General features: G+C 72.7%; 14 protein-coding genes. 11 read left to right on the plus strand and 3 right to left on the minus strand.

Features of this window, described 5'->3' with window-relative positions; translation table 11 throughout:
* Positions 1-26: 26 nt before the first annotated feature.
* From AB0F98_RS07810 to AB0F98_RS07830, 5 genes are all read left to right on the plus strand, one after another.
* Positions 27-3308: an efflux RND transporter permease subunit gene (locus AB0F98_RS07810; RefSeq protein ID WP_357730326.1), complete on the plus strand. Its 3282-nt coding sequence runs from the start codon at positions 27-29 to the stop codon at positions 3306-3308.
* Between the two features lie 115 nt (positions 3309-3423).
* On the plus strand, positions 3424-4656 hold the full coding sequence (locus tag AB0F98_RS07815; protein WP_357730329.1) for an MFS transporter: 1233 nt from the start codon (positions 3424-3426) through the stop codon (positions 4654-4656).
* A gap of 118 nt (positions 4657-4774) precedes the next feature.
* The gene (gene thrB, locus AB0F98_RS07820; protein ID WP_357730332.1) at positions 4775-5719 is read left to right on the plus strand and encodes a homoserine kinase; all 945 of its coding nucleotides are present in this window, start codon (positions 4775-4777) and stop codon (positions 5717-5719) included.
* Between the two features lie 294 nt (positions 5720-6013).
* Positions 6014-8119, plus strand: coding sequence for a transcription termination factor Rho (gene rho / locus AB0F98_RS07825; RefSeq protein ID WP_357730335.1), 2106 nt, complete (start codon positions 6014-6016; stop codon positions 8117-8119).
* Positions 8120-8591: 472 nt separating this feature from the next.
* Entirely contained in the window at positions 8592-12005 is a 3414-nt protein-coding gene (locus AB0F98_RS07830) for a phosphodiester glycosidase family protein (RefSeq protein WP_357730338.1), read from the plus strand.
* A 39-nt stretch (positions 12006-12044) separates the two neighbouring features.
* Here AB0F98_RS07830 and AB0F98_RS07835 read toward each other — a convergent pair whose 3' ends face one another.
* Positions 12045-12941, minus strand: coding sequence for an AAA family ATPase (locus AB0F98_RS07835; RefSeq protein ID WP_357730341.1), 897 nt, complete (start codon positions 12939-12941; stop codon positions 12045-12047).
* Between the two features lie 359 nt (positions 12942-13300).
* Between AB0F98_RS07835 and rpmE the strand changes: the two genes are divergently transcribed.
* Both rpmE and prfA read left to right on the plus strand, forming a co-directional pair.
* Positions 13301-13525, plus strand: a complete 225-nt coding sequence (gene rpmE / locus AB0F98_RS07840; protein ID WP_076471955.1) for a 50S ribosomal protein L31 — start codon at positions 13301-13303, stop codon at positions 13523-13525.
* Positions 13526-13639: 114 nt separating this feature from the next.
* Entirely contained in the window at positions 13640-14728 is a 1089-nt protein-coding gene (gene prfA / locus AB0F98_RS07845; protein WP_350786249.1) for a peptide chain release factor 1, read from the plus strand.
* Between the two features lie 129 nt (positions 14729-14857).
* On the opposite strand, the gene AB0F98_RS07850 is transcribed toward prfA, so the two are convergent.
* Positions 14858-16408, minus strand: a complete 1551-nt coding sequence (locus tag AB0F98_RS07850) for a GGDEF domain-containing protein (RefSeq protein ID WP_357730345.1) — start codon at positions 16406-16408, stop codon at positions 14858-14860.
* A 73-nt stretch (positions 16409-16481) separates the two neighbouring features.
* Between AB0F98_RS07850 and prmC the strand changes: the two genes are divergently transcribed.
* The 4 genes from prmC (at position 16482) to AB0F98_RS07870 (ending at position 20905) form a co-directional block, all read left to right on the plus strand.
* Positions 16482-17429 carry a peptide chain release factor N(5)-glutamine methyltransferase gene (gene prmC / locus AB0F98_RS07855; RefSeq protein ID WP_357730348.1) on the plus strand — a complete coding sequence of 316 codons (948 nt, stop codon included), beginning with the start codon at positions 16482-16484 and terminating at the stop codon, positions 17427-17429.
* The gene (locus AB0F98_RS07860) at positions 17429-18070 is read left to right on the plus strand and encodes an L-threonylcarbamoyladenylate synthase (RefSeq protein WP_357730924.1); all 642 of its coding nucleotides are present in this window, start codon (positions 17429-17431) and stop codon (positions 18068-18070) included. Before prmC ends, AB0F98_RS07860 begins: the two co-directional genes overlap by 1 nt.
* Positions 18071-18682 (plus strand): phosphotyrosine protein phosphatase, encoded by a 612-nt coding sequence (locus AB0F98_RS07865; RefSeq protein ID WP_357730351.1) that lies wholly within the window; start codon positions 18071-18073, stop codon positions 18680-18682. It begins immediately after the preceding gene.
* 111 nt (positions 18683-18793) lie between these two features.
* Positions 18794-20905 carry a transglycosylase domain-containing protein gene (locus AB0F98_RS07870; RefSeq protein WP_357730354.1) on the plus strand — a complete coding sequence of 704 codons (2112 nt, stop codon included), beginning with the start codon at positions 18794-18796 and terminating at the stop codon, positions 20903-20905.
* On the opposite strand, the gene AB0F98_RS07875 is transcribed toward AB0F98_RS07870, so the two are convergent.
* Positions 20880-22367 (minus strand): SDR family oxidoreductase, encoded by a 1488-nt coding sequence (locus AB0F98_RS07875; protein ID WP_357730357.1) that lies wholly within the window; start codon positions 22365-22367, stop codon positions 20880-20882. The two genes, AB0F98_RS07870 and AB0F98_RS07875, sit on opposite strands and share 26 nt — an antisense overlap.
* Positions 22368-22402: the final 35 nt, after the last annotated feature.

Raw genomic sequence — 22402 nt, forward strand, 5'->3', positions numbered from 1 at the left:
AATTTTTCTAGGAGTGAGCCAGGCCGATGTCGCTGCTCGCCAGATCAAGCCTCGCCAACCGAGGGCTGGTCGCCCTCATCGCGGTGGTGGCCACGGTGTTCGGACTGTTCGCCGTGCCGTCGCTGAAGCAGCAACTGCTGCCGTCGCTGGAGTTCCCGGCCGCCTTCGTCATGGCTGCGTACCCCGGCGCGACACCCGAGATCGTCGAATCCCAGGTCGTCGAGCCGATCGAGAACAGTTTCCAGGGGCTGCCCGGACTGGAGAAGGTCACCTCGACGTCTCGTGAGGGGGCGGCAACCGTCCAGGTGCAGTTCGAGTTCGGCACCGACCTGGACGACACGGTCAACAAGATGCAGACCGCGCTCAACCGGATCGGCGCGCAACTGCCGGAGGGCGTGGAGCCGCAGGTGCTCGCGGGCAGCACCGACGACCTGCCGGCCGTGGTGCTCGCCGCGACCGGCGGCGGCGACGAGCGTGCCCTCGCCGACAACCTGCGCGCCAGCGTCCTGCCGGAGCTGGAGGCGATCGACGGTGTGCGTACCGTCGAACTGACCGGCACCCGCAGCGACACCGTGGTCGTCAAGCCGAACCTGGCGAAGCTGGCCGCCGCGAAGCTCGACCCGACCGCGATCGGTACGGCGTTGAAGACCAACGGCGTGTCGGTGCCGGCGGGCACGGTCACCGACGGCGGCCAGGCGCTGCCGGTGCAGGTCGGCACCCCGGTGGCCACCCTCGACGACCTGCGCGGCATCGTCGTCGCACCCGGGCCGGTCCCGGTCCGGCTCGGTGACGTGGCCACCGTCGAGGAGACGCTCGCGCCGGCAACCGCCATCACCCGCACCAACGGCGAGGACAGTCTGGGTATCGCGGTCACGGCCAGCCCCGACGGCAACGCGGTGGAGATCTCGCACGAGATCCGGGACCGGCTCGGCGCCCTGCGCGATGCGTCCGGCGCCGGGCTGACCGTGGTCTTCGACCAGGCCCCCTTCGTGGAGAAGTCCATCGAGAGCCTCACCACCGAGGGTCTGCTCGGCCTCGTGATGGCCGTCATCGTCATCCTGGTCTTCCTGCTGTCGGTGCGCTCCACCGTCGTCACCGCCGTCTCCATCCCGCTGTCGGTGCTGGTCGCGCTGATCGCCCTCTGGATCGGTGACTACTCGCTCAACCTGCTCACCCTCGGCGCGCTGACCATCGCGGTCGGCCGGGTGGTGGACGACTCGATCGTGGTGCTGGAGAACATCAAACGGCACCTCGGGTACGGCGAGGCGAAGCGCGAAGCGATCGTCAACGCCGTACGTGAGGTGGCCGGCGCGGTCACCGCGTCCACCCTCACCACGGTCGCGGTGTTCGCGCCCATCGCACTGGTGGGCGGCTTCGTCGGGCAGCTCTTCGCGCCGTTCGCCATCACCGTGACCGTGGCGCTGCTCGCCTCGCTGCTGGTCGCGCTCACGGTCATCCCGGTGCTCGCGTACTGGTTCCTGAAGCCGTCCGGCGGCACGCCGGACGACGACGCCGTGCGCCGGGCCGCGGAGGAGAAGGAGCTGCGCAGCCCGCTGCAACGGGCGTACCTGCCGGCGATCGGGTTCGCGACCCGTACCCGGCGCACCCGGTGGATCACCGTCGGGCTGGGTGTGCTGGTGCTCTTCGGCACGTTGGGCCTCGCCGGCAAGCTGCAGACGAACTTCCTCGACGACTCCGGGCAGGACACCCTGAGCATCCGTCAGGAGCTGCCGGCCGGCACCGGCCTGGCCGCCACCGACGAGGCGGCCGGCAAGGTCGAGGCGGTGCTGAAGCGGACCGACGGCGTCGAGACGTACCAGGTGACGGCCGGCGGCGGAGACAACCTTCTGCTGGGTGGCGGCCGGAACAACGTGGCCAGCTGGTCGCTAGCGCTGGGCGACCGCACGGACGCCCAGCAGATGCGTGAGACGCTGCGCAGGGAGTTCGACGCCCTCGGGCCCGACGCCGGCGAGTTCACCTTCGGCGGCGGGCAGGACGCCTCCGCGAGCCGCCTGGAGGTCGTCGTCCAGGCCGCTGAGCCCGAGGCGCTCGACCGGGCCGCGAAGGCGGCCGAGGAGGCGATGGCCGGTACGCCTGGCGTGGCGGACGTCTCCACGAGCCTCGCCGATCGGGTGCCGCGGGTCGACGTCACGGTCGACCGGGTCAAGGCCGGCCGGGCCGGCCTCACCGAGGCCGCCGTCGGCCAGCTGGTGGCGCAGACGTTCCGGGGCGCCCCGCTCGGGCAGGTCACCCTCGACGGCGACCAGCAGAACGTGATGCTCCGCCTCTCCGACAAGCCGCCGCTCACCATCGACCAGCTGCGTGCGCTGCCGGTCGGGCCGGTGAAGCTGGGCGACATCGCCACCGTCGAGCGTGCCGAGGGCCCGCAGCAGGTGAGCCGGATCGACGGCGAGCGCAGCGTCACGGTGACCGGTACGGCCACCGGGTCGAACCTCGGCGCGACCACCGAGGAGCTGCGTCAGCGCCTCGACGGCATCGATGTGCCCGGGGCGACCATCGTCATCGGGGGTGTCAGCGCCGACCAGGCGGACGCCTTCGGCGACCTGGGGCTGGCGGTGCTCGTCGCGATCGCGATCGTCTTCCTGATCATGGTGGCGACGTTCCGCAGCCTCATCCAGGCGCTGATCCTGCTGATCTCGATCCCGTTCGCGGCCACCGGTGCGGTCGGTCTGCTGCTGGTCACCGGGACCCCGCTCGGTGTGCCCGCGCTGATCGGCATGCTCATGCTGGTCGGCATCGTGGTGACCAACGCGATCGTGCTGATGGATCTGATCAACCAGTACCGGGCGCAGGGCCTGGGCGTGCAGGAGGCGGTCGTCGAGGGCGGCCGGCACCGGCTGCGGCCGATCCTGATGACGGCGGTCGCGACCATCTTCGCGCTGCTGCCGATGGCGTTCGGGCTCACCGGCGAGGGCGGCTTCATCTCGCAGCCGCTCGCGGTCGTGGTGATCGGTGGTCTGCTCAGTTCCACGCTGCTGACGCTGCTCCTGGTGCCGACGCTCTACACGATGGTCGAGAACACCAAGGAGTCGGTGCGTGCGCGGCGACGGCGGCGCACGGACGGTTCGCAGACGGCGCCGGCGGAGCCCACCGACGCGCCGGACACGGCAGCCGAGCCGGAGCCGGTGCTCGCCGGTGCCCGCACGGGCGATGGCAATGGGAGCCGGCCGGGTGGCGGCCCGGAGGCGCGACCCGCGCCCTCGGCGGCGCTCATCGACGGCACGGACCAGTTCGAGGTGCTCAAGCTGCCCAAGAGCCACACCTCCCCGCTGCCGCCCACCGAGTAGTCGGCGTACGGCCAGGCACGCCCCCGGCGGGTTCCGACCCGCCGGGGGCGTGCCATTCGGGACAGACGGGCCACCACCTGGGAGCGTTCCGGCAGGCGGGGTAGGGTCCTGCTCCGTGGCGTCCACCCTGTCGGTCCTCACCCGCAACCGGAACTTCCGCAACCTCTTCCTCGCCGAGCTGGTGGTCTTCGGGGCCGACTGGTTCGTCATGGTTCCGCTGCTGGTGCTGCTGCCGAGTCTCACGGGTAGCGGCGTGTGGGGAGCACTGGTGCTCGCCGTGGACACCGGCGTCGTGGCGCTGCTGCTGCCGTTCACCGGCGCGATCGCCGACCGGTTCGACCGGCGGAAGATCATGATGGTCGCGAACGTGGCCGCGCTGGTCGGCGTGCTGCTCCTGCTCGGCGTCCACAGCGCGGGCACCGCCTGGCTCGCGCTGCTGGCGATCGGCGTGATCGCGGTCGCCAAGGGTTTCTACTCGCCCGCCGCCCAGGCCGCCCTGCCCAACGTCCTCGACCCGGACGAGCTGGCCGCCGGCAACGCGGTCGCGGGCTCGGCGTGGGGAACCATGACCGTCGTGGGCGCCTCACTCGGGGGTGTGCTCAGCGACCGGGTCGGGCCGTACGCCTGCTTCTGGATCGCGGCGGTCGGCCTGGCGCTCGCGGCGATCCTGGCCTCGACCATCCGCCGGCCGTTGCAGGCGCCGCGGGAGGCCGGCGAATCGCCGCAGCGGGCCTGGGCCGCGGTGAGCGAGGCACTGCGCTACATCGGACACCGGCCGCGGGTGTTGGCGCTGGTCACCGTCAAGTCGGCGGTCGGACTGGGCAACGGCGTGCTGACGGTGTTCCCGCTGCTGGCCGCCGTCTACGGGGCCGGGCCGGCCGGCACCGGGCTGCTCTTCGCGGTCCGCGGCGCCGGCGCGCTGGTCGGGCCCATCCTCATGCGCCGGGCGTTGACCAACCGGGCCTTGCTGCTGCCCGGTCTGGCCGTGTCGATGTCCCTGTACGGGCTGGCCTACCTCGGTACCTCCCTGGTGGGCTGGTTTCCGCTCGTGCTGCTGCTGGTCTTCGTGGCCCACTTCGCCGGCGGCAGCAACTGGGTGATGTCGAACTACGCCCTGCAGGGCGAGGTGCCGGACCGGCTGCGAGGACGCGTCTTCGCCACCGACATGATGCTGGCGACGCTGGCCATCGCGATCAGCCAACTCGCCGTGGCGCTGGTGGTGGACACGGTGGACGAGCGCGTGATCCTCGCCGGCTGTGGCCTGGTCACCCTGGTGTACGCCGTCGGCTGGCGGATCGCCACCCGGCGGCTCTCCCTCACCGATCCGGTTCCCGAGCCGGCCCGCTGATCGGCGGGGAAGCCCGGTCGGCCGGTGTCGACGGCGGCGGGCACGCCAGCGGAGATGATCGAATCCCACGGGTCGGGCGGACGGCGGGTCTGTCGGGGCGGGGCCATAGCATGAGCCGGTGCCGAAGAACTTCGAAGCCGGGCCGGTCCGGGTCCGGGTTCCCGCCACCAGCGCCAACCTGGGGCCGGGCTTCGACGCGCTGGGGCTCGCCCTCGGGCTCTACGACGACGTGGCGGCCGAGATCGCGCCGTCGGGGGTCCGGGTCACGGTGTCCGGGCAGGGTGCGGGCGAGCTGCCCGACGGCGACCGGCACCTCGTGGTCCGGTCCATGCGTGCGGCCTTCGACCGGCTCGGCGCGCACCCGCCGGGGCTCGTCGTCGAGTGCGTCAACCGCATCCCGCAGGCACGGGGTCTGGGCTCCTCGTCCGCGGCGATCGTCGCCGGTGTGCTGCTGGCCCGGGCGCTGGTGGTGGAGGGCGAGCGCCGCCTCGACGACGAGGCCGCGCTTCGGCTCGCCGCGGAGTTGGAGGGGCATCCGGACAACGTCGCGCCCTGCCTGCTCGGGGGTTTCACGATCGCCTGGACGGAACCGTCCGGCGCCCGGGCGGTCGCCCGTCAGGTAGCCGAGGGCGTACGCCCGACGGTCTTCGTGCCCGGCGGGCGGGGGCTGACAGCGGTGGCCCGGGCGGCGCTGCCGGCCACCGTGCCGCACGGTGACGCTGCGTTGAGCGCGGGGCGGGCGGCTCTGCTCGTGCACGCGCTCACCGCCGATCCGGCGCTGCTGCTGCCGGCCACCGTCGACCGGCTGCACCAGGATTACCGTGCGGGCGGGATGCCGGCCACGACCGCCCTGGTCAGCGAGCTGCGTGAGAAAGGTGTGGCAGCTGTGGTCAGTGGGGCGGGCCCCACCGTGCTGGCCCTCAGCGCCCCGCCCGAGGGCTTCGAAGCGGGAAGAGACTGGCAGGTCTGGCGGTTACCGATAGATGTCAGCGGTGCCCGGGTCGCCCGGGGTAGACTTGGACACGCCGAGCGGGACCCTGTTGCCGCAGGTCGGAAGAGTTGATTACGCTCTAGACTTAGCACAGCCGCGAAGCATGCGATCTTCCTGCGGGTCGGCGCACCCCCGAAGCTCTCGGCGGTCAGCCCGCCACCCCTGCCAAGGCCACGCCGCACCGCAGTTTCCACAGGTCGCCGCAGACGGCGAGACCTGCTCACCGAGGCTGGTGAGTCGGAAACCTACCGGCTGCTGTGTCACAGACTCCCGCGACGCGTTCACGCGAGGCGGGTGCACCGAGGCCGCCCGGCCACCTGCTTTGTCGACTCCGGGCAGTCACGGCCTATCGAGGGAAGGAATCCATTGAGCGACACCACCGACGTGACGTCGGATGTTTCCAACGTCGCTGGCGAAGCCACCACCGCCGCTCCCGCTCGTCGGCGGCGTAGCGGCACCGGTCTGTCGGCGATGCTGCTGCCAGAGCTCCAGAGCCTGGCCGCGTCGCTCGGCATCTCCGGCACGGCCCGCATGCGCAAGGGCGAGTTGATCAGCGCGATCACCGAGCGGCAGGGCGGCGCCGCCGCCGGGACCCCTCGACCTCGGGCCGAGGTCGCGGCCGCGACCGCTCCCGCCCGTGAAGAGGTGCACGCAGAGGTGCGGGAGACGACCGAGCGGCCGGAGGCCGAGCGGCGCACCGCCGAGGCGGCACCCGCCGAGCAGGCCGCGGCCGAGACCGAGGGTCGCGGCAGGGGCCGGCGCCGGGCGCGCACCGAGGAGACCCGCGCTGCCGAGACTCGTACCGAGGCGGTCGAGACCGGCGAGCGTACCGACCGGGGTGAGGGCCGCGGCGGGCGTGACCGCAACGAGCGCGGCGAGCGGACCGAGCGCGGTGAGCGTGCCGAGCGCGGCGAGCGGACCGAGCGCGGCGAGCGGACCGAGCGCGGCGAGCGGACTGAGCGCGGTGAGCGTGCCGAGCGCGGCGAGCGGACTGAGCGCGGTGAGCGTGCCGACCGCACCGAGCGTGGCGACCGCAATGAGCGTGGCGAGCGTGCCGAGCGCGGTGAGCGTGCCGAGCGCACCGAGCGGGCCGAGCGCACCGAGCGGGCCGAGCGTGGTGACCGCAACGAGCGTGGCGAGCGGGCTGAGCGCGGTGAGCGCGCGGACCGCAACGACCGCGGTGACCGGGGGCAGCGCGCCGAGCGGGAGATCGACGGCGAGGACGACGGTGAGGGCGGCGGCCGGCGCGGCCGGCGCAGCCGGTTCCGGGACCGTCGGCGCGGCCGCGGTGAGCGCACCGAGGGCGACGGCGGCGGTCGCGAGCCGCAGGTCAGCGAGGACGACGTACTCGTCCCGGTGGCCGGCATCATCGACGTGCTCGACAACTACGCCTTCGTCCGGACCACCGGCTACCTGGCCGGCCCGAACGACGTGTACGTGTCGATGTCCCAGATCAAGAAGTACGGCCTGCGCCGCGGTGACGCGATCACCGGCGCCGTCCGCGCGGCCCGGGAGGGCGAGCAGCGGCGGGACAAGTACAACCCGCTGGTCCGGCTGGACACCATCAACGGGATGGAGCCGGAGGAGGCCAAGCGCCGACCGGAGTTCTACAAGCTGACCCCGCTCTACCCGCAGGAGCGACTGCGGCTGGAGACCGAGCCGCACATCCTGACCACCCGGGTGATCGACCTGGTCATGCCGATCGGCAAGGGACAGCGCGCGCTCATCGTGTCGCCGCCGAAGGCCGGCAAGACGATGGTGCTGCAGGCGATCGCGAACGCGATCACCCGCAACAACCCCGAGTGCCACCTGATGGTGGTGCTGGTGGACGAGCGACCCGAAGAGGTCACCGACATGCAGCGGTCGGTGAAGGGCGAGGTCATCGCGGCCACGTTCGACCGTCCGCCGCAGGACCACACGACGGTGGCGGAGCTGGCGATCGAGCGGGCGAAGCGCCTGGTCGAGCTGGGACACGACGTGGTCGTGCTGCTCGACTCGGTGACCCGGCTCGGCCGGTCGTACAACCTCGCGGCACCGGCCAGCGGTCGGATCATGTCGGGTGGTATCGACTCCACCGCGCTCTACCCGCCGAAGCGCTTCCTCGGCGCGGCCCGCAACATCGAGAACGGCGGGTCGCTGACCATCCTCGCCACCGCGCTGGTCGAGACCGGCTCCATGGCGGACACGGTCATCTTCGAGGAGTTCAAGGGCACCGGTAACGCGGAGCTGAAGCTGGACCGGAAGATCGCCGACAAGCGCACCTTCCCGGCCATCGACATCCACCCGTCCGGCACGCGCAAGGAGGAGATCCTGCTCGCGCCGGAGGAACTGGCCATCATCCACAAGCTGCGCAAGGTCCTGCACTCGCTGGACTCGCAGGCGGCACTGGACCTGCTGCTGGACCGGCTCAAGCAGTCGCGTACCAACATCGAGTTCCTGATGCAGATCGCGAAGTCCACGCCGGGGGAGTGATCCCCGGGTAGGAGGCGACAGAGAGGGGCACGGCCGTCGGCCGTGCCCCTCCTGCTGTACCGGCGGGCCGCCGGCTCGTCGCTCCACTCGGGACGGATACTGTGAGTGAGCTTCCTTCAGCCTCCTGCCGGTGACAAACAGTAGTCGCGGGCTCTGAGCTCGCTCGGCCTCGGCCGGGGTCATCCAGTCGGTGACACCGCTGCGAACAGGGGTAATTGAGTCGACGGCGGACCGTGGTGACTGTGCTACGGCGCCCTTTGCTCTACACCCTCATGCGCGCCACCGATGACGTTGCGTTGCTGGTGCGTATGGGGGTGCAGAGCAAAGGGGATGTGAGTGGGTGTCGCCGGGTGGCGAGCGGTGACGCTCGGTCACGTTCCGAAGGTCGACATCGTCGGCCACGAGTGCAGCTTTCTTCCATTCATCGAGTCACTCTTGAAACTTCTATTCACTGTCGGGTTGACTGTCGTCCATGCGTACCCGCAGACGATCCGCCCACCTCGCCGGCGTCCTGCTGCTGACGCCACTGCTGACCCTGGCCGGCCCACCACCCGCCACCGCCGCGCCCGCCACCGCTGCGGTGACCCCCACCGCGCCTGGCGTTGCCACCAGCGACCCGAGCGGCATCGAGCCGGCCGGTGGCCTGGAGACCACGAAGACCAGCCGTCCGGTCGCCCCCGGGGTCCAGCTCACCTCGTTCGACCGGTACGACGCCGAAGGTTGGTTACGCGCCGACGCCCTCACCGCCGACCTCAGCGGCGGAGTCACCGTGGACTACGTCAACTCGGGCGCGGTCAGCCGGGCGGAGCCGCTGCGTGTCGCCGCGGACCGCACCCGCGCGGTCGCCGCGGTCAACGGCGACTTCTTCGACATCAACAACTCCGGAGCCGCGCAGGGCGTCGGCATCCGCGACGGTGAACTGATCCAGTCGGCGGTCAGCGGGCACCGGAACGCGGTGGCGGTGACGAGCCAGGGCGTCGGCCGGGTCGTCGAGGTGAACTTCGACGGCACCGCCACCCTGCCCACCGGCCCGGTCACGCTCACCCAGTTCAACAACCTGGTTCAGGCCGGCGGCGTCGGTGTGTTCACCGCGCTCTGGGGTACGTACACCCGGGAGCGTGCGGTCGCCGATGCGGCGCGGGTGACCGAGGTCGCCGTGGTCGACGGCCGGGTGGCCCGCGTGGACCCGGCGGCGGGCAGCGGGCCCATTCCCGCCGGGACCACCATCCTGCTCGGCCGGGAGGCCGGTGCCGAGGCGCTCGCCGGGCTACGCCCCGGTGACCCGGTCAGCGTGGCCTGGCAGCCGAAACCGTCCGACGGCGGCAACCTGCACGCCGCGGTCGGTGGCGGGCCTGTGCTGGTCCGCGACGGCGTGGTGCAGACGATCTCCGACCCGTCGCTGGCTCCGCGCACGGCGGTCGGCTTCAGCGCCGACGGCCGCAAAATGATCATGCTGACGGTGGACGGGCGTCAGGTCGACAGCCGGGGCGTCACCCAGACCGAGATGGGCCGGATGATGGCCGAGTTGGGCGCGCACAACGCGCTCAACCTGGACGGCGGTGGCTCGTCGACGCTGCTCGCCCGGGAGCCGGGCGCGGCCGCCGTCCAGGTGGAGAACAGCCCCTCGGACGGCACCGAACGGTCCGTCCCCAACGGCCTCGCCCTCTACGCCCCGACGGGCAGCGGGCGGTTGACCGGGTTCTGGGTGGAGACCGCCAGCGACCCGACCGCGGCACCCGGCGTCTCCCCGGTCCGGGGCGGCCGCCCCGACCGGGTCTTCCCCGGACTCACCCGCCGGCTCACCGCGGCCGGCCACGACGAGACGTACGGCCCGGCGGCCGGCCGGCCGAGCTGGCAGACCCGACCGGCGGCCCGCGGCCGGGTGGACGGCGACGACGTCTTCCACGCCCTGCTGCCCGGCACGGCGACGGTCACCGCACGCCGGGGCGGCGCCACCGGAACACTCGACCTCACCGTGCTCGGACCGCTGGCCGGCATCGACACCACGGTCGAGCGGGTCGGCCTGACCGGCCTCGACGGCAGCGGGCGCTTCGGTGTGGTCGGGCGCGACGTCGAGGGGAACACCGCCCCGATCGAGCCCGCCGACCTGAACCTGGAGTACGACCACGACCTGCTGCGGATCACACCGGACGACGACGGCAACCTCACGGTCACCGCGCTGCGCGACACCGGCGCCGCCCTCGTGACCGTCCACGTGGGACCCGAGGAGGTCGTCGTCCCGGTCACCATCGGGCTGACCGATCAGCCGGTGGCGGACTTCGAGGATGCGTCCGCCTGGAAGTTCAGTCAGGCCCGGGCGAGCGGATCCGTCGCGCCGGCGCCGGGCCACACCGGCACCGGTCTGAAGCTCTCGTACGACTTCAGTCAGTCCACCGGAACCCGCGCCGCGTACGCGGACCCGCCCGCCTGGATCGACGTCCCCGGTCAGCCCCAGGCGTTCGGGATGTGGATCCACGGCAACGGCAGGGGAGAGTGGCCGAGCCTGCACCTGCACGACGCTCAGGACACCCAACACGTGTTGCGTGGGCCGTACATCACCTGGACCGGCTGGCGGTACGTCGAGTTCACCGTCCCGGCCGGCGTGCAGTACCCGGTGCGGGTGCGGCGCTTCTACGTGGCGGAGACCAACGCCGACGCCCAGTACACCAGCGAGATCGTCATCGACGACCTGGTGGCCAAGGTGCCCCCGTCGGTGGACGTACCCGCCGAGGAGGCGAGCACCGACCGGGTGGTGGTCACCGACGGCACGGTCGACGCCGCACCGTGGCGCTTCGCGGTGATGTCCGACGCCCAGTTCGTCGCGGCCGATCCGGACAGCGAACTGGTCGCCCAGGCCCGCCGTACGCTGCGCGAGATCAGGGCGGCCCGGCCGGACTTCCTGGTCATCAACGGCGACCTGGTGGACACCGCGTACCCGGCCGACTTCGAGCTGGCGAAGCGGCTGCTGGACGAGGAACTGGGGGACGAACTGCCCTGGTACTACGTGCCCGGCAACCACGAGATCATGGGCGCTCCGATCAGCAACTTCCGCGCCGTCTTCGGCGACACGTCGCGGGTCTTCGACCACGAGGGCACCCGGTTCGTCACGCTGGACACCTCCACCGGCTCGCTGCGCGGCGGCGGCTTCGACCAGGTACGGATCCTGCGCGAGGCGCTCGACTCGGCGGCCACCGACCCGGCGGTCGGCTCGGTAGTGGTGCTGCACCACCACCCGCCGCGCGATCCCAGCCCGGCGCAGGCGAGCCAGCTCGGTGACCGGAAGGAGGCGGCGCTGCTGGAACAGTGGCTGGCCGACTTCCAGCACCGCACGGGCAAGGGCGCGCTGTTCGTGGGCGGGCACGTCGGAACGTTCCACGCCGAGCGGGTGGACGGCGTGCCGTACGTCATCAACGGCAACTCCGGCAAGACGCCGTCCACCCCCGCCGACCGGGGCGGCTTCACCGGCTGGACCGAGTTCGGCGTCGACCCGGTCAGCCCCGCCGAGGCCGACCGGGCCCGACGGGACCCGCTCGCCGAGGGACCGAGCTGGGTGACGGCCGAGGTGCACGCGCACACCGACCGGCTCGCGGTGAACGCTCCGGCCGGCGTCACGCTCGGCAGCCCGGTCACGGTCACCGCCACGCTGACCCAACCCGGTGGGCGTACCGTCCCGGTGGCCGCGCCGGTGAGCGCCGACTGGTCCGCGTCCCCGAACGTGCACATCGGGCCGGTGACCGGGCTGCGACCGCGGCACGTGGCCTGGTTCGATCCGACGACGGGCCGGCTCACCGCGCTGCGTCCCGGCGCCTCGCTGGTGCTGGCGGTGACGGTCAACGGGGTACGCGCCGACGCCACCATCACCACGGTGCTGCGCGCCGCTGCCTGAACACGGGGAGGGGCCCCGGGCCGCCGGGGTCCCTCCCGCTCAGAAGTCGCCGTCGGCGACCTGGAACACCGTGAGGCCCAGGGAACGCCACATCCGGACGACCTGCGCCCGGTCGTCGAAGACACCGACCACCCGGTAGCGGTCCCGTACCTCCCGCTCGTAGATCTCCCGCTTGACCACCGAGTCCTTCCGGGAATCGCCCACCGCCCGCAGGTGCAGCGCGAGGTACGGCACCCGGACGTGCCGCTCCAGCCACAACACGGTGTCGGCGCGCGCCGAGGCGTCCCGGCCGGAGCAGAAGACCACGCCGTAGCCCGCCGCGTGCATGGCCCGGACCGCGGCGATCACCGCCTCGTTCGGCTCGTCCGCGCCGACCCGGGTCATGTCGTACGGGCTGCGTGAGACGTTCAACGCGACGGTGCCGTCGATGTCCACCAGGACGATCTCCGGCGCCCCGGTCGGGGCGGGGTGCACCTGCTTCGGGCGGCCGGTGCGTGCCTGCGGCACCGGCAGCGGCAGGGGTCGCCCCTCCAGGTAGCGTTCGTGCAGCCGGCGGATCGCCGCCTCGCCGACCCGGTCCTCCGCCGGGCGCGCGGCGTCCCGGCGCAGGCACTCCTCCAGCGGCACGTCGGTGAAGTCGTGCACCTCGAACTCGGCCCCGTACCGGGCGGCCAGGTCGGCCCAGTCCCGCAGGGTCCGCGAGCGCAGGTTGGTGTCGTCGACGCAGACGTCGGCCCGGGCGCGCAGCAGCGCCTCGACCTGGGCCCGCTGGGCCGTGGTCACCTGCGCCTCCGCCCACTGGGTGAACAACCGCTCGCCGTGCAGCATCCGGCGCAGGTCGTCGCGGTTCACCCGGACCACCGACGGTTGGAGCGTACGGGCGAAGGTGGTCTTCCCCGAGGCCGGTAGCCCGCGGGTCGCGATCAGGCGGGGCATCGCGGGCTCACCTCCGTGCGCTCGTCGTCCGGCAGCCATTGTGCGCCCCGGGTCGTACCCCACCCGGGGTACCGGCCACGCGGCGGCGTGCCGGTGAATGCCCGGCGGGCGGCCGGGAATGCCCGTAGGACGCCGGGCGTTGTCGATTCCGGATCAGCTGTGCGCCCGGTGACGGGCCCGGCGAGGCCGTTGACGTGACCGCCCGGCGGGCACGGCGCGGCCGCCCGATGAGGGGCCGGGCACGCACCCATGGCACACTGGTCAATCGGCCACCGGTTCCGGTTCACGCCTGAGCCCGTCGTACGTGCGGCGGGTGGCGACGGCGACCCGGCGACCACCGACGAAAGGACCGAGGCGACATGAAGCCCAACATCCACCCGGAGTACGTGACCACTGAGGTCCGCTGCTCCTGCGGCAACACGTTCACGACCCGCAGCACCGCCAAGGGCGGCGTGATCAGCGTCGAGACCTGCAGCGACTGCCACCCGTTCTACACCGGTAAGCAGCGCGTGCTGGACACCGCCGGTCGGGTCGCGAAGTTCCAGCAGAAGTACGCCAAGGTTCAGGCCAAGAAGGCCAAGTAACTCCACGTTCGGCGCCCGCGTCCGGTTTCCCACCGGACGCGGGCGCCGTCCGTATGCCCACCGGTTTCACCTGGTACGCCATCCGTCCGCCCGCGTCGAAGGAGCATCCGCAGCATGAGCAGCGAGCGTCTGGCCGCCCTTCTCGACGAGTACGCGGACCTGGAGAAGCGGTTGGCCGACCCGGCCATCCACGCCGACCAGGCCGTCGCGCGTCGGGTCGGTCGCCGCTACGCCGAGCTGGTGCCGCTGCACAAGGCGGCCGGTGAGCTCGCGCAGGCGCGCGCGGACCTGGCCGCCGCGCGGGAGTTGGCCGCCGAGGATTCGTCGTTCGCCGCCGAGGCGGAGTCGATCGCGGTGACGTTGCCGGCGCTGGAGGAGCGGCTGGCGGAGCTGCTGATCCCGCGTGACCCGCACGACGCCAAGGACGTGATCGTCGAGATCAAGGCGGGTGAGGGTGGCGAGGAGTCGGCGCTCTTCGCCGGCGACCTGCTGCGGATGTACACCCGGTACGCGGAGCGCCGGGGCTGGTTGGTCGAGGTGATCGACGCCCAGGACTCCGACCTCGGTGGGGTGAAGGACGTCTCGCTGGCGATCAAGACCAAGGGCGTGCCGGAGGGCGGCAACGGCGTCTGGTCCCGCCTCAAGTGGGAGGGCGGCGTGCACCGGGTGCAGCGCGTGCCGGTCACCGAGTCGCAGGGCCGCATCCACACCAGCGCCGCCGGCGTCCTGGTGCTGCCCGAGGCGGAGGACGTCGACGTCACGATCGACCCGAACGACCTGCGGATCGACGTGTTCCGCTCGTCCGGACCCGGCGGGCAGTCGGTGAACACCACCGACTCGGCGGTCCGGATCACCCACGTGCCGACCGGCATCGTGGTGTCCTGCCAGAACGAGAAGTCGCAGCTGCAGAACCGGGAGCAGGCGATGCGGATCCTGCGCGCCCGGCTGCTCGCGGCGGCGCAGGAGCAGGCCGACGCGGCCGCCTCGGACGCCCGTAAGGCGCAGGTGCGCACGGTGGACCGCTCGGAGCGGATCCGCACGTACAACTTCCCGCAGAACCGGATCACCGACCACCGGATCGGCTACACCGCGTACAACCTGGACCTGGCCCTCGCCGGTGACCTGGACGGCGTGCTCGACGCGCTGGCCGAGGCGGACCGCGCCGCTCGCCTGTCGGGCGACACCGAACTGACCCGCCGCTGACCCACCCTCCCCCACCCCCTCCCTCCAGCCCAGCCACTCTTTCGCGGAAAGAGTGGCTGTTCCGCGTCGAATAGCCACTCTTTCCGTGAACGAGGGCGCGCTAGCGGGTGGGCGCGCGCAGCGCGCGGGTTAGGAGGCGCGGGGGCGGGTTTTGGCTCGGAGCATTTCGCGGTCGGCGATCTCGAAGGCGGTGCTGAGCGCGTCACGCAGCTCCGGCCCGGTGCCGGAGACCTCGGCGAAGCCGATGCTCACGCCGACCGGAGTGCCCGGGACCAGCGCCTCCCAGTCCTCGCTCGCCACCGCCGCGCCGACGCGGCGGGCCACCTCCGCGGCCTCGCTCATGCCGGCGCCGGGTAGCACCACCACGAACTCGTCGCCGCCGTAGCGGGCCACGAAGTCGCCCCGGCGCATCACCCGGTTGATCACACCGGCGATGCGCTGGAGGACCAGATCACCCGAGTGGTGCCCGTGCCGGGTGTTGACCGCCTTGAAGCCGTCCAGGTCGCAGACCCCGATCACCACCTGCTCGCCCCGCGCCACCACACTGGCGATGTAGCGTTCGAGCCGGCGCCGGTTGGGCAGGCCGGTCAGCGGGTCGGTGAGCGCCTCACCCTCGTAGCGGGCGGCCTCCCGGCGCATCTCCTCGTGGTCGATCCGGGCCGCGATCCCGTCGATGTAGACGTCCCGCAGCCGGTCGTTGCGCTGTGCCGCCAGCCGGAACGCCAGCCGGTCCGCCCGGTGGGCGAGCGCGTGGTCACCGGCGCGGGACAGGGCGATGCTGCGCAACCGGGCCGGCTCGGCCGCCCCGAGCGTCTCGCTGGAGACCCGGACGGTGTCCAGCCGGGCCACCGCCTCGATCGGCCGACCGGCGGCGACGGCGAGGCACACGTGACCGAGCTCACGCATGTCCCGTGCCCGGGCGCTGTCGCCGCCGTGGGCGAGCAGCCGGGTGGGGTCGGCGTCGCTGCCGTGTTCGATCTCGTCGCCGAGCGCGGCCCGCCGGGCAGCGGCGTAGCCGTAGGCGGCGAGGCTGCTGGGGCGCAGCTGCCCGGCCCGTCCGCCGCGCAGGAAACGGGCGAGGTCGCCCGCCACGTCGCGCAGCACCCGCAGGCAGCCGTCGCTGTCTCCGTTGTGGTCGAGCGCGACGGCGTTGCGCAGGCGGATGCCCGGCGCGGCGAACGTCTCCTCGGGTATGCCGGCGGCCATGCCCAGCTGCCGGGCCCGCTCGATCGCCCCGAGCGCATAACCGTGGAAGCTCAGGTAGGAGTACGCCATCGCCAGGTCGTGCCAGCCCCAGGCGGTGTCGCGGTCCGGGTCCTCGACGGCGCCGAGCGCGCGGGCGGCCTTGACCAGGTGGGTTACGCAGCGGTCGAGCGCGCCCTGGTGGTGGGCGGCGAGCGCGGCCAGCGCGTTGACGTGCCCGTGCAGGTAGGGCTCGGCGAGATCGCGTACGGCCGCCGAGGCCTCCTCGATGGCGCGGGTGAACTCGGCGGTGCGGCCGAGATTGATCAACGCGGAGAGCCGCTGCACCATGGCGTCGGCGCGGGTGCGCGGATCGGTTGTGGTGCGTAGGACCCGTTCCAGCACGGTGTACGCCTCGGCGGACCGGCTCGCCTCCTGCAACGCCCTCGACTGCGTCAGCGCGTCAACCTGGTCTTCGACCCGGTCGAGCCAACCCACCAGCGACCTCCTGTCGGCATGCGCCTGTACGCACCCGCTCGTGACGTGCCCCGCGACGCTTCATGATTATGTCGTGACCATCGAGCCGCAACACCCCCCCGAAGGGACGAACCGGATCCGGCCATCGACCGCCGTGCTGCGGGCGGCCCGGATCCTCGCCGAAGCCGGGGTGGAGGCCGCCCGGACCGAAGCCGAACTGTTGGCCGCGTACGTGCTGGAGGTGCCGCGCGGCCGGTTGGCCCTCGCCGACGGGTTCGACGCCGGCCAGCTTGCCACCTTCGATGCCTTGGTGGCCCGCCGGGCGGGCCGCGAACCGTTGCAGCATCTCACCGGCAGCGCCGCCTTCCGGCGTCTCGAGTTGGCGGTCGGGCCGGGCGTCTTCGTGCCCAGGCCGGAGACCGAGCTGCTGGCCGGCTGGGGCATCGAGCAGGCGCGGGAGCGGGACACGCCGCTGGTGGTGGACCTGTGCAGCGGCTCGGGCGCGATCGCTCTCGCGGTGGCCCAGGAACTGCCGGCGGCCCGGGTCGTCGCGGTCGAACGCTCCCCGGCGGCGCTGGACTGGCTGCGCCGCAACGCGGGGGAGCGGGCCACGGCGGGGGACCGGCCGATCGAGGTGGTGGCGGCGGATGTCACGGCCCCCGACCTGCTCGACGACCTGGTCGGCTTGGTCGACGTGCTGCTGTGCAACCCGCCGTACGTGCCCGCGGACACGGTGGTGGCGCCGGAGGTGGCCGGGTACGACCCGGCGGAGGCGGTCTTCGGCGGCGTGGACGGGCTGTCGGTGATCCGCCCGGTGATCGCCCGGGCGGGGGAGCTGCTGCGGCCCGGCGGGATGCTCGGCATCGAGCACGACGACACGCACGGCGCTGACGTGCCGGCGCTGCTCGTCGCCGACGGCCGGTTCGCCGCCGTGACCGAGCGCCGGGACCTCACCGGGCGGCCTCGGTTCGCCACCGCGTCCCGACGGGCGGACGGCCGCCGTCCCGAGCTCGGGCCGACGTGGCAGACTGGCTCCTCGTGATGCTCTACGACTGCCGGTCGCCCGCCGACCGGGACCGCGGCATCGCCGCGGCCATCGAGGCGGTCAAGAACGGAGAACTGGTCGTCCTGCCGACGGACACCGTCTACGGCATCGGCGCGGACGCGTTCACCCCGTACGCCGTGAAGGCGCTGCTGGACGCCAAGGGCCGGGGTCGGCAGATGCCGCCGCCGGTGCTGATCGGTTCCCGGCAGACCCTGGACGGCCTGGTCCTCTCGCTGCCGCGTGAGGCCCGTGACCTGGTCGAGGCGTTCTGGCCGGGCGCGCTCACCATCGTGGTCGAGCACTCGCCGAGCCTGCAGTGGGATCTCGGTGACAAGACCGGCACGGTGGCCGTGCGGATGCCGCTGCATCCGGTGGCGCTGGAGGTGCTGCGGGAGACCGGGCCGATGGCCGTCTCGTCGGCCAACAAGACGGGCCAGCCGTCCGCGCTCACCGCCGAGGAGGCCCGTGACCAGCTGGGCTACTCGGTGCGCGCGTACCTGGAGGCGGGTCCCTGCCCGGACCCGGTGCCGAGCACGATCGTGGACCTCACCGGCGAGGTGCCGCAGGTCCTGCGTCTGGGAGCGATTCCGCTGGAGAAGCTGCGCGACGTGGTGCCGGACATCGTCGAGGGGGTCTAGGTGCCACCGTTCACCGTGCTGCACGTCTGCATGGGCAACATCTGCCGGTCGCCGATGGCAGAGCGGCTGCTCGCGCTGGCCGTACGGGACCGGCTGATCCGGCGGGGGCTCGACCCGGCCGGTGCGGACGAGTTGGTGCACAGCCACAGCGCCGGCACCGGCGGCTGGCACGCCGGCGAGGAGATGAACCCGCCGGCCGCCCGGCAGGTCGTCTCCCGGGGCGGCGACGCCGAGGGGTTCGCGGCCCGCAAGCTCCGCTCGGAGCACATCGACGCCGCCGACCTCGTCCTCACGGCGACCGCCGACCAGCAGGACTACGTGGTGGCGCTGCGCCCCGACGCGGCTGCGCGCACCTTCGTGTTGGGGGAGTTCGGCCGGCTGCTGGGCTCGGTGGACGCCGCCGGGCTGCCGGCGGCCGAGGCTTCGCCGGACGCCGTGCACGCCCGTGGGGTGGCGTTGGTCGCGGCGGCACACGCGGCCCGCCACGATGCGGGCCCTCTCTCCACGGACGACCTGGACGACCCGTGGGGCCGGGGTGACCAGTGCTTCAGCCGGGTAGCCGACGAGATCGAGGAGACGGTGCAGCCGCTCGCTGCGGCGCTTGTGCCCTGACCGTCCTCCTCGCGAATTTCCTCCGGGTTTGGGGCGAAGCGGCGACGAAACGGGGCGTTCCGGGTCATTCTGAACGGGTCCTAGCGTGACCGGCTCCTGCGGGGGAAGCTGATGATCCGGGCCCATCTCGACAAAGTGCTGACCGTGTTGATCGCCGGCGTGCTCGCCGGTCTGGTGTTGGCGGGAGCGGCCCTGCCGGTCGCGCTCGTCTTCGGAATCGGCTTCAGCGCGCTCTCCACGCCCTACTCGGAGTTGCCGAACACGCTGCGCACGTCGCCGCCCGCGCAGCGCTCCAATCTCTACGCCAACGACGGCACCACGCTGATCACGTCCTTCTACCAGGAGGACCGGGTGGACGTGCCGCTGCGCGAGGTGGCACCGGTGATGCGGCAGGCCATCGTGGCCGCCGAGGACACCCGCTTCTATCAGCACCGCGGCGTGGACCTGCGCGGCGTGGCACGCGCCCTCACGGTCAACCAGCGCGACGGTGAGACCCGGCAGGGCGCGTCCACGCTGACGATGCAGTACGTCCGCAACGTGCTGAGCACCGACCCTCGCCTCTCCGCGGAGCAGCGCCTGGCGGCCACCGAGGTGACCGCCGCCCGCAAGGTGCAGGAGATGCGGTACGCGCTCGCCCTGGAACGGGAGTTCGACAAGGAGGAGATCCTCAGCCGCTACCTCAACATCGCGTACTTCGGCGCCGGGGCGTACGGGATCGCGGCGGCGAGCAAACGGTTCTTCTCCAAAGCGCCGGCCGACCTGACCCTGTCCGAGGCGGCGTTGCTCGCCGGCCTGGTCCGCTCACCGCACACCGACGAGCCGATCAACGGCGACGCGAACGCCGCGCTCGGCCGCCGGTCGTACGTGCTGCAGCGGCTGGTGGAGTCCGGTCAGGTCCCGCCCGAGCAGGCGGCGCGCGCCAACGCCGAGCCGCTGAAGCTGCGCCCCAGCGAGACGCCGAACGACTGCACGGCGGTGCCCGAGAAGCACAACGACTGGGGTTTCTTCTGCGACTGGTTCACCCGCTGGTGGAGCTCCCAGTCCGCCTTCGGGGCCACCGCCGACCAGCGGCAGCAGGCCCTGCGGCGGGGCGGGTTCTCGATCGTCTCCTCGCTCGACCCCGCCGTGCAGCGCACCACTGTCGAGCAGGTGCTGCGGATCTACCCGACGACCGACCGCCGTGCGGCGCCGACCGCCGTCGTCCAGCCCGGCACCGGCCGGGTCCTCGCCATGGCGGTGAACCGCGTCTACAGCGTCGCCGACAACCCGGACGGGCAGAAGAACCACCCGAACACCGTCAACCAGCTGATCGCCGGGGGCGGGGCCATCAACGGCTACCAGGGCGGCTCGACCTTCAAACTCTTCACCATGCTCGCCGCGCTGGAGTCCGGCCTGCCTCTGCGGACCGAGTACGACGCGCCGGGCCGCCTGATCACCGGCTACCAAGCAACAGGGCCGGCGAGCTGCGACGGCCGCTGGTGCCCGCAGAACTCCTCGTCGTCGGTCGACGGCACGCACGACATGTGGAGCGCCTTCGGCAACTCGGTCAACACGTACTTCGCCTGGCTCATCGAGCGGGTCGGCGCCGACCGGGCGGTGGAGATGGCCGAGCGGCTGGGCATCGTCTTCCGCGCCCAGTCCGACGCCCGGCTCGCCGAGAGCGGCGCCAAGGAGTGGGGGCCGTTCACCCTCGGCGTCTCCGCCACCACGCCGCTCGACCTCGCGAACGCGTACGCCACGGTGGCGGCCGAGGGGACCTGGTGCGCCCCGCTGCCGGTGGTGTCGATCACCGACTCGTCCGGCCGGCCGGTCGAGGCGGCCCAGCCGGCCTGCCGCCAGGCGCTGGACACCGACGTGGCGCGGGCGGCCGTCGACGCGGCCCGCTGCCCGGTCGGCGACCAGTCGATGTACAACCGGTGCGACGGTGGGACCGTCGAGGGCCTGCGCGGGCAGCTGGGTCGGCCGGTGGCCGGCAAGACGGGCAGCTCCGAGCGGTACGAGACGGAGACGGTGGTGGCCTTCACGCCGCAGCTCGCGGTCGCCTCGATGGCCGCGAATCCGGAAGACCCCCGGGACGCGGTCGGTCAGGCGGTGCAGGCCCAGATGGCGCGGGCGGTCGGCGAGGTGCTCTCGTTCGGACTGCGCGACCAGCCGGTACGCGACTTCGTGCCGCCGAGTGAGCGGATCGCCTACGAGTTCACCGGCCCGCGGAACGGGAACTGACGGCGGCGGCTTCCCGCTCCGCGCCGCGGGCGATGTTGCGGGCCATCCCGCCGAAGACCACCGCGTGGAACGGCGTCACGGCGCCCCAGTAGGCGTGCCCGGCGAGCCCGCGCGGCAGGAACACCGCGCGCTGCTGGTACCGGCTGCGCCCACCGTCGGCCGGCAGCGCCCGCATCTCCAGCCAGGCCCGGCCGGGTAGCCGCATCTCCGCGCGCAGCCGCAGCAGCTTGCCGGGTTCGATCTCCTCGACCCGCCAGAAGTCCAACGCCTCGCCGACCTGGAGCCGGTGCGGGTCGCGTCGCCCCCGGCGCAGCCCCACCCCGCCGATCAGCCGGTCGAACCAGCCCCGCACCGACCAGGCGAGCGGGAACGAGTACCAGCCGTGCTCGCCGCCGACGCCCTCGATGATCCGCCAGAGCGCCTCGGGCGGCGCGTCGACGACACTCTCCCGCAGGTCGGTGTACGCGGTGCCGCCGGACCACTGCGGGTCGCTCGGCAGCGGCTCGGCCGGGGCGTACGGGCCGCTCGCGGTCGACCAGCGGGTCTCCACCTGGGCGTCGCGTACCCGGGCCAGGGCCAGCTCGATCGCCCGGTCGAAGCCGGTCAGCCCCTCGGGCGGGTCGGGGACGTACGCGGCGATGTCGTGCTCGTGGGCGACCGCCTCGTGGATCAGGCTCTCCACCAGCGGCCGGGCGATCGCGTTCGGCACCGGCGTGACGAGCCCGACCCAGTACGACGACAGCGCCGGGCTCAGCGGCCGGACCGGCAGGATGATCCGCCGCCGTAGCCCGGCCACCTGGGCGTAGTGCTGGATCATGTCGCTGAAGGTGAGCACGTCCGGCCCGCCGATGTCGAAGGCGCGGTTGACCTCGGGTGGCAGGTCGACGCAGCGGACGAGATAGCGCAGTACGTCCTCGACCGCGATCGGCTGGATCCGGTTGCGTACCCAGCGTGGTGTCGTCATGGCCGGCAGGCGCTCGGTCAGGTAGCGCAGCATCTCGAACGAGGCCGAGCCGGCCCCGATGATCACCGCGGCCCGGAGCACCGCCGTCGGCACGCCACTGGCGAGCAGGACCCGCCCGACCTCGGCGCGGGAACGCAGGTGGGGCGACGCCTCGTCCTGCGCCGGCTGGGGCCCGCCGAGGTAGATGATGCGGCGTACACCGGCGGTCTGGGCCGCCTCGGCGAAGGCCTCGGCGGCTTCCCGGTCGGCCGTCTCGAAACCGGCCTGACCGAGGGAGTGAACCAGGTAGTAGGCCGTGTCCACGCCCGCGAACACGGTCGGTAGCGTCTCGGGCCGCCGTAGGTCGCCTTCGGCGATCTCCGCGGCCGCGGCCCAGGGCACGTCGCGCAGCCGGCCGGCGTGGCGGGCCAGGCAGCGCACCTGGTACCCCTCGGCCAGCAGCCGGGGCGCGAGCCGCCCGCCGATGTAACCGGTCGCGCCGGTGACCAGGCATCTCACGTTGTCCAGTCTGCGGCCCCATAGACTGCTTCGTC

It is taken from the genome of Micromonospora sp. NPDC023737 (genome assembly GCF_040639715.1).
In the GTDB taxonomy this organism is placed as follows: Bacteria; Actinomycetota; Actinomycetes; order Mycobacteriales; family Micromonosporaceae; genus Micromonospora.

Coding starts and splice junctions, on each gene's coding strand:
- AB0F98_RS07810 (WP_357730326.1), top strand. CDS start 27: ATGTCGCTGCTCGCCAGATCAAGCCTCGCCAACCGAGGGCTGGTCGCC.
- AB0F98_RS07830 (WP_357730338.1), top strand. CDS start 8,592: ATGCGTACCCGCAGACGATCCGCCCACCTCGCCGGCGTCCTGCTGCTG.
- AB0F98_RS07835 (WP_357730341.1), bottom strand. CDS start 12,941: ATGCCCCGCCTGATCGCGACCCGCGGGCTACCGGCCTCGGGGAAGACC.
- rpmE (WP_076471955.1), top strand. CDS start 13,301: ATGAAGCCCAACATCCACCCGGAGTACGTGACCACTGAGGTCCGCTGC.
- prfA (WP_350786249.1), top strand. CDS start 13,640: ATGAGCAGCGAGCGTCTGGCCGCCCTTCTCGACGAGTACGCGGACCTG.
- AB0F98_RS07860 (WP_357730924.1), top strand. CDS start 17,429: ATGCTCTACGACTGCCGGTCGCCCGCCGACCGGGACCGCGGCATCGCC.
- AB0F98_RS07870 (WP_357730354.1), top strand. CDS start 18,794: ATGATCCGGGCCCATCTCGACAAAGTGCTGACCGTGTTGATCGCCGGC.